We start from the raw sequence: 14,623 nt of genomic DNA on the forward strand, positions 1-14,623 counted from the left end.
GAAAATATAAAATGTTGATTTAACAAAAAAGATGCTTATTTATAAGCATCTTCTTCACTCTATTTCCATCAACCTCTTCGCCTCAAAATACAACACTTGAATAAACTTCTTTGTATTAATTCGCGTATGACCAGAAGATGCAAGTTCATCTTTCGTCATTTCTGTCATCCGTTTTCTAACTACAGTGAAATCGAAAAATTTTGGAGCATAGCTTTCAAATTTTGGATTTGAAAAGTCTGTTAGTCCTAAAGAAGCCAAATGATTTAACGACTGATAAATAGCTCGACGTACTCTTTGTTCAGACGCTTTTTTCTCTTTATCAATATCCGCCTCTAAAGCTATATCCCCTAATTTCCTTATCGTAATATGATGAAAAATTTCTTTTAACGCAGGAAAGCCAAAGTCAAATGTCTGTGCCTTTTCTTGACCATATAAATATTCCAGCATACTAAGTAAATCTTTACTTCCATTCTCTCCCGCAATACCGAGTTCTGATAGTAAAAAGCGCCCTAAATCCCCTATCTTTTTTCCTTCTTGTACTGGTTCAGTACGCAATTGCGGTTTTTCCCACTGAAACACGTTATTCAATGATTTTTGAATATCATGTATAGAACGCTCCAATCTAATACGCTCTATCACTTTGCGTACAACAGATACAACTTCGATTTTATTTAATGGTTTTGTAATATAATATTCTACACCAAATGTATATGCCTCACCTATAAGCTGCTTCGATTCCACCTGAGAAATCATAATAATTTTCCCCGTGAAAGTTGACGCAATGTGACGAACCGTTTCAATTCCGTCCCTCATCGGCATCAACAAATCAATAAATAAAATATCTATTTTTTTAAAATTTAGTTGATCCGCTTCAATAAAAGCTCCGTCATCCGCCTCACCAATTACTTCTCCAAGATCTCCATCTTCAATAATTTGCGACAGCATTGAACGGAAAACTTCATCATCGTCTACGATATAATAAAACAAATCTATTCCCCTTCCCGCTTTAAACTGCACTCCGGTAAACAAACGATAAACTTACACCCTTTTCCGGTTTCATTGTCTTCTAATCTTACTTCTCCGCCTAGCTCTGTTACCATTTCATGTATGTAAGAAAGTCCAATGCCTGTTGACGGTGTTCCTGTTTGATCATACTTGGAAGTAAACCCGGGCTTAAATACTAATTTTTTATACTTTTGTGCAATACCAGGGCCATCGTCAATTACTTCAAATATTACATGTTGCTCTCGTTTATATAAATCAATATGAATGAGACCTCTATCTTCAATTGCTTCCACTGCATTGGCAACTAAGTTATTAAAGATTGATAGCACTGTATACACGTGATATGCAGCGTGTTCACCTTCTATATATTTAGCAAAACGTATATCTTTCTCTAGCATTCCAGCGTACTTTTCATTTATTCTTACAATCATTTCTGTAAGCTCATGTCCTTCTACATACTCAGCTACATTTTTATCTAATAACAGTTTAGATAATCCCGCAAAAATTCTTTGATTATCCTTTTTTATTTCGTGCACTTCTCCTGCTATTTTCAATGCTGTTTTACTACTTGAATCAGCGCTTGCTTGTAAATTTCGATATAGTTGATATGCTTCTTGTGTAATTAACTCTGCATTTTGTAATGTCTTTTTCAAATGAACAGATTCCACATATAAATTAGAAAGATGCATTAACATGTTTTCATTTTCTTTTCGAACTTGCGATTCTTTTAATTTCGTTTCATATAAATTCATCATATTTAAAAAACCAAGTGCAAAGAAACTACGAAAAATAGCAATAATAATAAGTTTATTTACTTCAGAAATCGTTATTGTTGTACCGAGTACTAACATGTGATAGAACGCAAGTTCTGACATACTTGCAACAATTTCAATTGAAATGCCAAGGCATCCAATAATGATTGGTTTCTGATGGAACTTATTTACCCTGCAAAGCGAAAAAAGACTGCCATAAATAAAATAATAGAAGAACACAGGATAACGCAAATAAAATGATTCTGTCATATGAAATGAACCTTGCATGATCCAGTCAAGACATACTCGGAATAAGACTACAGATATACCAACAAGAATACCTGCAACTCCTGCTGGTACTCTTCTTAAAAATAATAATAAAAAGAAAAATAGCGGTGTACCGAAGCTAACTCGAAACGTATCATTAAAGGGATGAAAGTTCAGCTCCCCAGCAATAGGAACAACGACCATTAATATAATTAAAAGGGACATATCTTTCTTCCATAATTGATTCCAATTCAAAGGTGCCACTTCCTATACTTTTTTTCAGTAGTAAAGCGAAAGCCCGCTTATTGTTATAAACGGGCTTTTTTTCTATATTCTAACCTTTTCTACCGCTTTTATTTGGCGGTACTCCGGCTCCCATATTGCTTCTTTCACTGCCATCTTAATATCGTTATCACTTAAGTTCACTCTTGCAACACCTTCTGCAACTGCAACTTTAGCTACTTCAATTGCAACCATTTCTGAGATATTACGTAATTCTTCGACCTCTGGTAAAATAGGTGCTCCTGGCTGACTTGTATCTACCATACTTGCAACTGCTTCAGCAGCTGCTGCGAACATTCCATCCGTCATAACACTTGCACGTACTACAATTGTTCCAAGACCAAGCCCTGGGAAAATAAGTGCATTATTTGATTGTCCAATCACATACGTTACACCGTTATATGTAACTGGTTCAAATGGACTTCCTGTTGCAACTAATGCTCTTCCTTCTGTCCACTCGATTACATCTGCTGGCTTTGCTTCAGCAAGCGGTGTTGGATTCGACATTGGTAAAATGATTGGTCTTTCTACGTGAGAAGCCATTTCTTTAATAATTTCCTCTTTAAATGCGCCCGCAACAGTAGATGTACCAATTAAAATTGTCGGTTTTACATGTTTCACAACTTCAGCAAGTCCGATCATATCATTTTGCTTCCACTCACTTACTTCCGCTTCTTTTCTTGCGTACGGAATTTGGAAATCAAGAAGGTCTTCCATATTATCTGTAACTAATCCGTTACGATCAATACACCAGAAACGCTTATATGATTCTTCTTCAGATACGCCTACGCGGACCATCGCATCTCTAACTTGATCTGCGATACCGATTCCAGCCGTACCAGCACCAAATACAACAACGCGGTGTTCACTTAATGGTACACCAGAAGCTTTCACTGCCGATAACACAGCAGCAAGTGAAACTGCACCTGTACCTTGAATATCATCATTAAATGTACAAATATCATGACGATATTTATCTAAAATTTTTCGTGCATTTCGAGAACTAAAGTCTTCCCAATGTAAAAGTGCTTTCGGGAATTGTTTATTCACTGCTTGTACAAATGTATCAATAAATTCATCGTAAGCTTCACCAGTTATACGAGGGTGACGATTTCCAATATAAAATGGATTGTTTAATAGTTCCTCACGATTTGTACCCACATCTAAAATTACCGGTAATACACGGCTAGGATCGATACCAACTGCGGCCGTATAAACAGCTAATTTCCCGATTGCGATGTTTATACCACCAACACCCCAGTCACCAATTCCAAGTATGCCTTCTCCATCTGTTACAACGACTAAATCAATGTTTTCAGCTGTTGCACCGATATTGGCGAATGCTTCTTCGATACCCGACGGATCGTTAATTGATAAATACACACCACGCGGTTTACGGTATTCATGACTATACCTTTGAATTGCTACACCGACTGTTGGTGTATATACAATTGGTAACATTTCACGTAAGTGATTTGTTAATATACGATAAAATAATACTTCATTTCGATCATGTAACGCTGTTAAATATACGTTCTTTAATAAATCATCCGGCTGAGAACAGAATTGTTCATATGCTCGGCGTGCTTGTTCTTCTAATGTTAAAACTGCTGGCGGTAATAACCCTTTTAAACCTAATTCTTCTCTCTCTTCTTGCGTGAAAGCGACCCCTTTATTTAAAAGTGGTGTCGATAATACTTCTACTCCTCTTAATGTCGTTTCTAATGAACCATTAGAAGCTACTGTAAACTTACTCATAACATCCCTACCTCTATTCATATATAGCATTTCTATATTGTAAACAAAAAAGAGGGGATTGTCCCCCCTCTTCTTTTAATTTTTCTTTAAAAGAGTTGCTCCTGCAATCCCTGGGTGCGTCATTTCGAATGGATCTAGAATTAACTCTAAGTCTTCTTGTGACAGTACACCGTTTTTCACACAAAGTTCTCGAACGGATTGACCTGTTGCAATTGCTTCTTTCGCAACGCGAGCTGCTGCTTCATAACCGATATGAGGGTTCACGGCTGTAATAATTCCTACACTCTTCTCAACATACTCTTTTAAGCGATCTTCATTCGCTTCAATTCCTTTTAAGCAATTATCTGTAAAGGCACGGAAACCGTTATTCATAATGCTAATAGATTGAAGTAAGTTGAAAACAAGTACTGGTTCCATAACGTTTAATTCTAACTGTCCTGCTTCTGAAGCAAGGCAAATTGTATGGTCGTTACCAATTACTTGGAACGCAATTTGATTAATTACTTCTGGCATAACAGGGTTTACTTTCCCTGGCATAATAGATGAACCTGGTTGACGAGCAGGCAACATAATTTCCGCTAAGCCAACACGTGGACCTGATGCCATTAAGCGAAGGTCATTCGCAATTTTAGACATATTCATCATACATACTTTCAGTGCTGCTGATACTTCTGTGTATGCATCCGTATTTTGCGTTGCATCTACTAAGTCTTCTGCACCAACAAGTGGCAGTTCACTAATTGTAGCTAAATGTTTTACAACTGCTTCAATATATTCTGGATCTGCATTTAAGCCTGTACCAACTGCAGTTGCTCCCATATTTACTTCATATAGATGTTGACGTGATTGCTTGATACGTTTCATATCACGTTCAAGTACGCGAGAATACGCTTTAAATTCTTGTCCAAGACGAATTGGCACAGCGTCTTGTAAATGTGTACGCCCCATTTTAATAACATGATTGAACTGCTCTGCTTTTAATTCAAATACATCGTGCATATAACCCATCGTTTGTAATAAGCCTTCTAATGCATTTAATGTTGCAATATGAATCGCCGTTGGGAATGCATCGTTTGTTGATTGCGCCATGTTTACATGACTATTTGGACTAATATAATGATAGTCTCCCTTTTCCATTCCTAATAATTCAAGAGCACGATTGGCCATGACTTCATTTGCATTCATATTCATTGAAGTACCTGCTCCGCCTTGGATTGGATCTACGATGAAATGATCATGCCATTTTCCATCAAGAATTTCTTGAGCGGCTTCTGCGATCGCGCCGCCCTTGTTCAATTCCAATCTTCCTACATCTGTATTAGCAAGCGCTGCAGCCTTTTTTACAATTGCGAATGCTTTAATTAAGCCTTCATGGATTTTGTATCCTGTAATTGGGAAGTTTTCTACTGCACGCATTGTTTGTACGCCGTAGTATGCATAGTTTGGCACTTCTTTTTCACCTAAAAAATCTTTTTCAATTCGAACACCATTTTTAACTTCAGTTAATGTTGCCATGATTATTCACTCCTTAACGATTTCTTATGCTGCTTTTGTTTCTTTGACTGTTTCTACATATTGTTTTGCTTTCTCATTATCGAATTCGCCTTCCCACTTCGACATAACAATGGCCGCTAATGCATTTCCTAATACATTGACAGATGAGCGAATCATATCTAAAATGCGGTCAATTCCCGCAATTAACGCGATACCTTCTAGTGGTAACCCCATTGAACCTAACGTTGCTAATACAACAACGAACGATGCACCTGGAACTCCCGCCATACCTTTGGATGTTAACATGAGAACGAATAATAACGTTATTTGCTCCGTTAATGACATGTGCACACCGTACATTTGTGCAACAAACAATGCCGCTAACGCTTGATAAATAGCCGATCCAGTCAAGTTAAATGTATAACCTGTCGGAATTACGAAAGAGGCAACTGCCTTTGGACAACCGAACTCTTCCATTTTTCTCATTATATTAGGTAAAACAGCTTCTGAACTTGCTGTCGTAAACGAAAGAATCAGTTCTTCTTTTAAAATTTTCATTAATGTAAAAATGTTTACGCCAACCATTCGTGCATTAATACCTAATACAATCACAACGAATAGTATAACAGTTACGTATACAGCTAGCACTAGTTTTCCTAGCGGAAGTAATGTCGCTACACCAAATTTTGCAACCGTAACGGCAATTAATGCGAATACACCAAATGGTGCAAATTTCATCACTTGATTTGTAACCCAAAACATGGCTTCGAGTACGCCTTCAAAAAAGTTAAAGACAGGCTTTCCTTTTTCCCCAATTGCCGCAACTCCTAAGCCGAATAATACTGAGAAGAATATAATCGGTAATAGGTCACCTTGTGCAATCGATTCAAATACGTTTTTCGGTACAATGTGAACAATTGTCTCAGCAAAACCTTTCTTCTCGGTTGCATCTGCAGTTTGTTTATAAGAAGAAATATCACTTTGCTGTAAATTACTCATATCAACACCAGTACCTGGTTGGAATATATTCGCTGCAAGTAATCCCATTAAAATAGCAATTGTCGTAATAATTTCGAAATAAAGAATTGTCTTACCGCCCAGTTTCCCAAGCTTTTTCATATCTCCTACACCAGCTACTGCAACAATTAATGCTGAAATAACAATTGGTACTACAATCATCTTAATTAAGTGAATAAATATATCTCCAATTGGTGTGATATAAGAAATCGCCGTTTTATTGCCATAAAAGACTGCCCCTACTACAATCCCTAAAACAAGCGCTACAAAAATTTGTGTTGCCAATCCGAATTTTTTCATTTATGTTCATCCCCTTCATGCGAACGCTTTCAATTTGAATTTATAAAAGCTACTTACACATCTTATAAGCGAACCTACAAAATCATACAAAAACCTACAAGTTCGTCACAAAAAATTCAAATATTTTTATTCTTTTTTTCATTGACACCATTTTGTTAAAAAACGATAAAATAAACTTGATAAGTAATCAGATTGTTTCGTATAATCAAAAAGATATATACTTAAAAAAAATCGAAATGAAAAGGAGTGGATGTTATGAGAAACTATACAAAGAAATTCGTCCTATCTTCTTCTTTTCTTTTTCATTTTCTTAAAAAGGAACAAAGGCATTCGCCTTTGTTCCTTTTTTATTGCGATCTATATAGGGGGGAATAGTTATGAGACCATATAAACGTGTCTTAATTAAATTAAGCGGCGGTGCACTTGCCGATCAAACTGGAAATAGCTTTAACTCCAAACGATTAGAACATATCGCAAACGAAATTTTATCCATTGTTGATTTAGGTATCGAAGTATCCATCGTCATCGGTGGCGGTAACATTTTTAGAGGTCATCTAGCTGAAGAATGGGGAATTGATCGCGTAGAAGCTGATAATATCGGTACGTTAGGTACAATTATTAACAGCTTAATGCTTCGCGGTGTTTTAACAAGTAAAACAAATAGAGAAGTGCGCGTTATGACTTCCATTCCATTTAATGCAGTAGCTGAACCATACATTCGTTTGCGTGCAGTCCACCATTTAGATAACGGTTATATCGTTATCTTTGGAGGCGGAAACGGGCAACCGTTCGTGACGACAGATTATCCAAGCGTACAAAGAGCTATTGAAATGAATAGTGATGCCATATTAGTCGCAAAACAAGGTGTCGACGGCGTTTTTACAAGTGATCCAAAGCATAACAAATCAGCAAAAATGTACAGCAAACTAAACTATAATGATGTTGTTAGACAAAATATACAAGTCATGGATCAAGCAGCATTACTGCTTGCCCGAGACTACAATTTACCAGCACATGTCTTTAACTTTGATGAGCCTGGAGTGATGAAACGAATTTGTTTAGGGGAGCATGTAGGGACGTTGATTAATGATGATGCTTCATTGCTGGTGCATGAAAAATAATGATTTCCCACCAAAAAAGGGTGTCTTTTGTAGGCACCCTTTCCTAATTCATCATCACAAATAGAAGTCAACCAATCCCGCTACTTTCTCCTTACAACGCTCCCAAAAAGATAACTTTTCAAAAAACTCTTTCGTCATTTCTTTCGAATCATGAAAATCCTCTGTTAACGCCTTATTAACTTGTTCTACAATAGGACCACCATAAATATAAAAATTCATTTCATCATTTATATTGAAGCTACGCGAAGTAAAGTTTGTTGTACCTATAACAGTTAACTCATTATCAATCAGCATTAACTTTCCATGAAACATTCCTTTTTTATACCCATATACAGTAATCCCGTTATTAACAGCCTGACGTATGTATGGATACGCCGCTTCTTTTATAAGAGGTAGATCTGGTTTATATGACCAAAGTATTTTTACTGTAACACCACGCTTTTGCGCCGCGATTAAAGCATTCATAGATTCTTTATTTTTCGCTATAAAATACGGCGTTGCAATTACAATTGAGTGCTGAGCTTGTTTTATGAGCTCTATATATTTCTCAGCAACGTAATGGCCATTGTAACTAGTCATAGTATGTAATGTATTCCCTTTGCTAGCCTTATTCGTACTTCTCTTTATCTCTTCTTTCGTATCTCGCTTCCAATCTAAAGCGAATTGCTCCTCTAAATCTTTTGCTCCTTCTCCTTTAAGCCGTACATGATAATCACGCCAATATCCAAATCGCTTATCTTTCCCCAAGTACTCATCTCCTATATTAAATCCGCCTGTATAGCCAATTTCTCCATCAATCGTCGTAATACGGCGATGATTACGATGATGTAGGGAATAAAACCCGAATGGTAATTCCTGTTTTCTACTATATGTAAAATGCACGCCACTTTCCTGTAATTCTTTTTTCACCTTTCTTTCAAATGATAAATCGTTAAGTAAATCGACAGATAAATATACGTTTACTCCTTCTCTCGCCTTCTCTTTTAATAAGTTTAAAAAAGTATGGCTACTTTTATCATCCGACAAAATGAAAAAGTACGTGTAAATAGATTGCTTCGCCTCTCTTATATCAGTAAATAACTGTTTATAAAATGACTTTCCTTCTACATATAATTGAAAATCACTATAATGAGGAGCGTACTCTGTCGGCATATTTTTCCCGACTTCCATTTTTCTTCCGAGCGTAACGTCAATATGCATCCAAATTAAAACAAAAACGAAAATAGTAATTACAATAGAAGTAACTCGCAATATTTTTTTAATCATTTTGATTTCCTTCCGCTCATTTTCTTTCCACCTTTCTATTTTGTCATTCAAATTTAGATTTCATGCTTCATACAAAAAAGGATGCGACTTAACGTCACACCCTTTTCATATTAAACAAAGTTTCTCGCATCATTATTTCTTCCAAACTTATAAATAGCAATTAAGAAGAATGCTACTGCAAAGGCAAATAAGATTAAAATATTTAAATACAAATCTGAAATTGGAATTCCTTGTTGTAGTTTTGATACTGTGTCTAATAGCCATCTCTGCGGAAGAAAATCAGCTACTTTTTGTACCGCTTTTGGCATAATGTCATAAGGAAAATAACATCCAGCCAGTAAACATGTTGGTACAATAATCATATTTTGCAGTGCATTTGCTGATGCTGAGTTTTTCGAAAAAGCGACAAGGACTAACGATATTCCAATCGCTATTAAAGCAAATAGCATGAGTACACCAATCATCACTATGAAAGGCATATTGATATTTATATGAAAAATATTCGTTAGGAATAAGATTGTAATCAGAATTTGTACTGTTAATAGCAGCATATTTACCCCGACATTAGATAATATGAATTTCTTCCCATCTATCGGCGTTGATAAGAGTCTAAAATACGTTCTATTTTCCTTTTCTTTTAAAATATAACCTGATAAGTTCGCTGCTGAAAATAGCATAAACATAATAAGGTAACCCATCGTTTGGTTTGTCATATCTTTATTTTTCGAAGTATCTTCTAGCGTCTCAGTTTTCATTTTAAATGAACCTTTTTGATATCCTGCGTACATAGTATCAAATGCACTTTGATCTGTTCCTGCTACTTTACTAATAGCTGCTACATTATCAATATAATTGTATAAATATGATTTTATAAATCCTGTTACTTGATCACCTTTAATCGATGAAATTTCAATATGATTTGGTTTCCCTTCTCGAACACTTTTTGAAAAACCAGAATCTAATGTAATAACTCCATCAAGTTTTTTGGAAGTGAGTTTATCTTCTACTTCAGATTCTTTAATTTTACTTACCTTTACATGATTTAATCCTTCTAAAAATTTCACCGTATCATTTGCTATAGATTGATTTTCTTTATTAATAACCCCGATATTTAACGTCCCTTGCCCCATATTCCCATACATCGAGAAGGAGATTAGTGTTCCAATTATCGGCAAACTAATAATAATGAATAACCCTTTTTTATTTTTCAAAAGTACAGATAACGTTTTTTGTATGAGCCATAAAATATCTTTCATACTATAGCCCCTCCCGTCTACGTAATGCAATAATTGCAATTAATAAAAAGAGTGCTGAAATGCCAAGGTTTAAACATATTACCGGTAGTGCTGCTCCTACATCATTTGCATAAATAATTTTCATAACAGCTGTGTTTGCCCACGTTAATGGTGATAAATTCGTAACGAAATTTTCTTCTATTACGAAATATGCACCACCAAAAATAGAGGATAATTGCACAATAACCATAATAATTGCTCTAGATGATTCCGGTGTTTTTGTAATATATCCAATTCCTAAACCGAAGCTAATTGCTAGAAAAATTTGTGTTAATAAAATAAGAAATATGATTCCAAGATGGTCGCCCCAATTCGCTTGAAAAACAAATTTACTAAATAACATGACGAGTAATATGCACAGAGCATTTGCTACTAGGCTACCAAGTACTTTTCCAATGAATATTTCAGCCTTACTTATAGGTGCAGCAATGAGACGATCTCCTGTTTTACGTATTCGTTCTCCTCGAATTAAAGAACTCGCTCCCATCGCAGCATATAGTGCAATCATCGTTGTCATTACAACCGCGTAGTAATCCATAGAACCTGGTTTTTTCGCAGCTTGTAAAGATGTTTCTTTTATATAATCATTATGATTTCCGCTTGAAAAAACTGTGCTCACCTTACTAGGATCTACTTTTGCAACTTCGGCCGCTACATTGTACTTATCAACAAATGTTGTAAGCATGCCTTTCACAATACTTCCCTCAACACTACTTTTGTCACTTCCATAAAATTTTGCACCATCTTTATTTAACTCTACATAAGCAGCATATTTATTTTGCTTCACTTCTTCTTTCCCATCTATACCTTCGGAAGCTTTTTTAAAATGAATACCCGATTTATCGACTTCTTTCGTAAATGCTTCGAACGATTGAGAAAATGTGCTACTCGCTTCATCTTTGTAGAGCACTTGTATATCTTTAATCGCTTGACTATCGCTATCAAATGCATTCGTTAACGCTGTTCCTAACACAAGCATAAGTACAACCGGAAATGCTAACATAAAAACTAAAGTTCTTACGTCTCTGAAATCTCTTTTAATATGCATAACTGCAATATTGAAGATGTTCAATTGATGAACCTCCCTTTACCTTTTCTTCATTTACCTTTTATTTATCTCGTAAGTTTCTTCCAGTCAACGTAAGGAATACTGTTTCTAAGTTCGGGGCCTGCTCCTCTACCGAACGAATTTCAATATCATGATTAATGAAGTGCTGAATAATTTTATTTAAATTGTTTACTCCTGCATCCGAGTTTACTTTAATTACGTTCTCTTCAATTTGAACAGCTTTCACACCGTTTATCTCTTTTAACTTTTTTACATCTAAATTTTCTACTGACTTCACTTCAACCCAAATATCTTTCGTATCAGTAATAATCGCTTTTAACTGTTCTTTCGTACCTTCTGCAATTACTTTACCGTGATCTACAATTGCTATTTTCGTACAAATCTCTTCTACTTCTTCCATGTAGTGGCTCGTGTAAATAATGGTACTTCCCATTTCATTTAATTTTCGAACAGACTGGAGAATATAGTTTCTTGACTGTGGATCAATTCCCACTGTCGGCTCATCCATAATAATTATCTTCGGTCTATGAGCGATCGCACAAGCGATATTCAATCTTCGTTTCATCCCGCCAGAAAAGTTTTTCGGATAACTTTTATGTTTATCACTAAGCCCCACAAACTGAAGCGCTTCCTCTACTCTTGCTTTTAGCTCTGCTCCTCTTAAACCGTACAATCCAGCAAAGAATTTCACATTTTCATAGGCAGTTAACTCTTCATAAATCGCAATATCTTGCGGAACGATACCGATATTCATCTTCGCAAATCGATTATGTTTTTTTATATTTTTTCCTAATATGCTAATTTCACCTTCATTACTTCTTAACAACCCAGCAATCATATTTATCGTTGTACTTTTACCAGCACCATTTGATCCTAAAAAGCCAAATATCTCTCCTTCTTTAATAGATAAAGACATATTATCTACCGCGATGAAATCACCAAATTTTTTCGTTAAATTTTTAATTTCTAATGTATTCATCATTTCACCCCTATTTCGGTTTCTCTGCTTTTAGTATAAACAAAAAAAATGAACCTGCTCAGTGCAGAAGTTCATTCTTTTCACATGAGATTATTCACTTTTTTCATATGAGATGGTTCATCCTCGTACCATTCTCTTTATATTGGCAACAACATCGTTACTGAAAAACCACTTGTCCCATCTACAATAATTTTTCCGTTTACAGACGCCGTTCGCTCCTCCATCCCCATAATACCGAGACCTTTCTTAACAAGAGCTGCGCCTTTTCCGTTATCCTTCACTTGCACCTTAACCATCTTATTAAGTACATGAATATCTATAGAAATAACTGTCGCATCAGCATATTTCATCGCATTTGTTAGTGCCTCGGTAACATTTTCACCAATAATTTTCCACTGAATGGGAGAAATCATATCTAAGTTTCCCTTATATACGAAAGGAATGTTTACATCATGCTTACTAGCAAACTCCTCTATGAATAATTTCATACGGTGAATGCCAATTTGCTCAGTTGGTGGCTTCATATTTTTTAATGTAATGCGAATACTTTCAATTCCATCTTTTGAAATATGAATTGCATTTTGTAATAACTCCGCAGATTTTTCTTTATCTATCCCCATTAATCTCTTTGCAGCTTCCATTTGAATTAATGCACCTGTCATCGAGTGACCAATTTTATCATGAATTTCTTGTGATAACCGATTTCTCTCTTCTAGCTTAAATGTGTATTCTGATTGTCTTATGTACTCTTTATTTTCATGTAAGCTTTTCGTAAGTCGTTGCATATCTTTTCGCATCTTATCATTTTGCGATTCAAGCTTTACTACACGTGATATATATCGATCTGCCATAGTTAAAACGAGAAAAGAAAATGCAACAATTAATCCATAAGTCATTCGAATGCTTTCATCTGTAATTGTAATTGGAAGCATCATAATAACAAAGCGTGACCAATTCTTGTCTATGTAATGGAATGTAATTTCGTATAAATTCAAAGGTAAAAACAAAATAAAAAACGGATGAACCCTCCATGTTAATAACATAACTACACTAATTGAAATACAAATCAATATTTTTTTGTACGTATCTTTTTTTAATATAGAGATTAGCACGTTTACAGAAAGATATAAAAGCAAAGCAAATATAACCCATGGTAAGTTCGTAACATTTGAATGTATGTAACTGAACACAATATATATAAAGACAATTAATTTACTTACAGTTAACCAAAATTCCATATCATTAATCTACTTTCCCTGTTAAGTAGTAAATCGCAATTTGTGTGCGATGTTCAAGTCCCGTTTTCCCTAAAACTGATGTAATATAATTTGCGATTGTTCCTTCAGATATAAAAAGCTGTTTCGAAATTTCTTTATTTGAGAAACCTTTTGCAATTAATGCGATAATACTAAGCTCTCTTTCAGTAAAAAGACTTTTATCTATTTTACATTCTTCCTCTTTACTTTCCATTAAATTGGACTTAATTTTATCGAGAACTACATCTTGCATAACAGTTTGGCCATTATATACCCCTTTTATTGCATCACGAATACGCTCCGGATCGTTATTTTTTAATAAATACCCTTTCGCTCCGTTTTTTACTGCATCCAAAATATATTCATCATCATCAAACGTCGTTAAAATAAGCGGTTTTGTTTTCGTCTCTTCACAAATAAACTTCGTCGCCTCTACACCGTTCATATTTGGCATACGAACATCCAAAAGAGCAATATCAACTTCATGCTTTTTACAATATGCTACAGCTTCTTCTCCATCATTTACTGTATCTACCACTTCGAACTCTTCATATGTATTTAAAATAATTTTCATGCCTTCTCTAATAAAAGAATTATCGTCTGCTATTAATATTTTAATTTTCATGTTTGTTAGTATGGACCTTCCTCCTACTAACATTCACATCCTTTCTCCGTATAACATTTCCTACTTGCTCATTATATACTTCTGCTTACCATTTTTTCACACTTTTTTCATCTAGCTCTTCTGCAAAAAATATATTA

At 35.1% G+C, this 14,623-nt stretch carries 12 protein-coding genes; 1 reads left to right on the forward strand and 11 read right to left on the reverse strand.

Annotated elements, in window-relative coordinates:
• Positions 1-54 precede the first annotated feature (54 nt).
• The 5 genes from MHI28_RS08065 to MHI28_RS08085 all read right to left on the reverse strand — a co-directional run bounded on the left by MHI28_RS08065 (position 55) and on the right by MHI28_RS08085 (position 6,875).
• Positions 55-987: a response regulator gene (locus MHI28_RS08065; RefSeq protein ID WP_000500296.1), complete on the reverse strand. Its 933-nt coding sequence runs from the start codon at positions 985-987 to the stop codon at positions 55-57.
• 2 nt (positions 988-989) lie between these two features.
• Positions 990-2,288: an ATP-binding protein gene (locus MHI28_RS08070; RefSeq protein ID WP_082180134.1), complete on the reverse strand. Its 1,299-nt coding sequence runs from the start codon at positions 2,286-2,288 to the stop codon at positions 990-992.
• Between the two features lie 63 nt (positions 2,289-2,351).
• Positions 2,352-4,064, reverse strand: a complete 1,713-nt coding sequence (gene malS, locus MHI28_RS08075) for an oxaloacetate-decarboxylating malate dehydrogenase (protein WP_000033289.1) — start codon at positions 4,062-4,064, stop codon at positions 2,352-2,354.
• A gap of 75 nt (positions 4,065-4,139) precedes the next feature.
• On the reverse strand, positions 4,140-5,579 hold the full coding sequence (gene aspA, locus MHI28_RS08080) for an aspartate ammonia-lyase (protein ID WP_000224185.1): 1,440 nt from the start codon (positions 5,577-5,579) through the stop codon (positions 4,140-4,142).
• Between the two features lie 24 nt (positions 5,580-5,603).
• A complete protein-coding gene (locus MHI28_RS08085) occupies positions 5,604-6,875 on the reverse strand; it encodes a cation:dicarboxylate symporter family transporter (protein ID WP_000713293.1) in 1,272 nt (423 codons plus the stop codon).
• A gap of 377 nt (positions 6,876-7,252) precedes the next feature.
• Between MHI28_RS08085 and pyrH the strand changes: the two genes are divergently transcribed.
• Positions 7,253-7,996 (forward strand): UMP kinase, encoded by a 744-nt coding sequence (gene pyrH / locus MHI28_RS08090; protein WP_001248060.1) that lies wholly within the window; start codon positions 7,253-7,255, stop codon positions 7,994-7,996.
• 54 nt (positions 7,997-8,050) lie between these two features.
• Here pyrH and MHI28_RS08095 read toward each other — a convergent pair whose 3' ends face one another.
• From MHI28_RS08095 to MHI28_RS08120, 6 genes are all read right to left on the reverse strand, one after another.
• Entirely contained in the window at positions 8,051-9,262 is a 1,212-nt protein-coding gene (locus MHI28_RS08095; RefSeq protein WP_000591944.1) for a phospholipase D-like domain-containing protein, read from the reverse strand.
• Positions 9,263-9,372: 110 nt separating this feature from the next.
• On the reverse strand, positions 9,373-10,518 hold the full coding sequence (locus MHI28_RS08100) for an ABC transporter permease (RefSeq protein WP_000651861.1): 1,146 nt from the start codon (positions 10,516-10,518) through the stop codon (positions 9,373-9,375).
• Position 10,519: 1 nt separating this feature from the next.
• On the reverse strand, positions 10,520-11,629 hold the full coding sequence (locus tag MHI28_RS08105) for an ABC transporter permease (RefSeq protein WP_001020190.1): 1,110 nt from the start codon (positions 11,627-11,629) through the stop codon (positions 10,520-10,522).
• 37 nt (positions 11,630-11,666) lie between these two features.
• Positions 11,667-12,605, reverse strand: coding sequence for an ABC transporter ATP-binding protein (locus MHI28_RS08110; RefSeq protein WP_001093808.1), 939 nt, complete (start codon positions 12,603-12,605; stop codon positions 11,667-11,669).
• A 137-nt stretch (positions 12,606-12,742) separates the two neighbouring features.
• The gene (locus MHI28_RS08115) at positions 12,743-13,843 is read right to left on the reverse strand and encodes a sensor histidine kinase (RefSeq protein WP_000397660.1); all 1,101 of its coding nucleotides are present in this window, start codon (positions 13,841-13,843) and stop codon (positions 12,743-12,745) included.
• A gap of 4 nt (positions 13,844-13,847) precedes the next feature.
• Positions 13,848-14,486: a response regulator transcription factor gene (locus MHI28_RS08120; RefSeq protein WP_000694093.1), complete on the reverse strand. Its 639-nt coding sequence runs from the start codon at positions 14,484-14,486 to the stop codon at positions 13,848-13,850.
• Between the last annotated feature and the right edge of the window lie 137 nt (positions 14,487-14,623).

This window comes from Bacillus sp. FSL K6-0268 (genome assembly GCF_038005425.1).
Taxonomy (GTDB): Bacteria; Bacillota; Bacilli; order Bacillales; family Bacillaceae_G; genus Bacillus_A; species Bacillus_A thuringiensis_S.

Coding starts and splice junctions, on each gene's coding strand:
- malS (WP_000033289.1), bottom strand. CDS start 4,064: ATGAGTAAGTTTACAGTAGCTTCTAATGGTTCATTAGAAACGACATTA.
- aspA (WP_000224185.1), bottom strand. CDS start 5,579: ATGGCAACATTAACTGAAGTTAAAAATGGTGTTCGAATTGAAAAAGAT.
- MHI28_RS08085 (WP_000713293.1), bottom strand. CDS start 6,875: ATGAAAAAATTCGGATTGGCAACACAAATTTTTGTAGCGCTTGTTTTA.
- pyrH (WP_001248060.1), top strand. CDS start 7,253: ATGAGACCATATAAACGTGTCTTAATTAAATTAAGCGGCGGTGCACTT.
- MHI28_RS08095 (WP_000591944.1), bottom strand. CDS start 9,262: ATGATTAAAAAAATATTGCGAGTTACTTCTATTGTAATTACTATTTTC.
- MHI28_RS08100 (WP_000651861.1), bottom strand. CDS start 10,518: ATGAAAGATATTTTATGGCTCATACAAAAAACGTTATCTGTACTTTTG.
- MHI28_RS08110 (WP_001093808.1), bottom strand. CDS start 12,605: ATGAATACATTAGAAATTAAAAATTTAACGAAAAAATTTGGTGATTTC.
- MHI28_RS08115 (WP_000397660.1), bottom strand. CDS start 13,843: ATGGAATTTTGGTTAACTGTAAGTAAATTAATTGTCTTTATATATATT.
- MHI28_RS08120 (WP_000694093.1), bottom strand. CDS start 14,486: ATGAAAATTAAAATATTAATAGCAGACGATAATTCTTTTATTAGAGAA.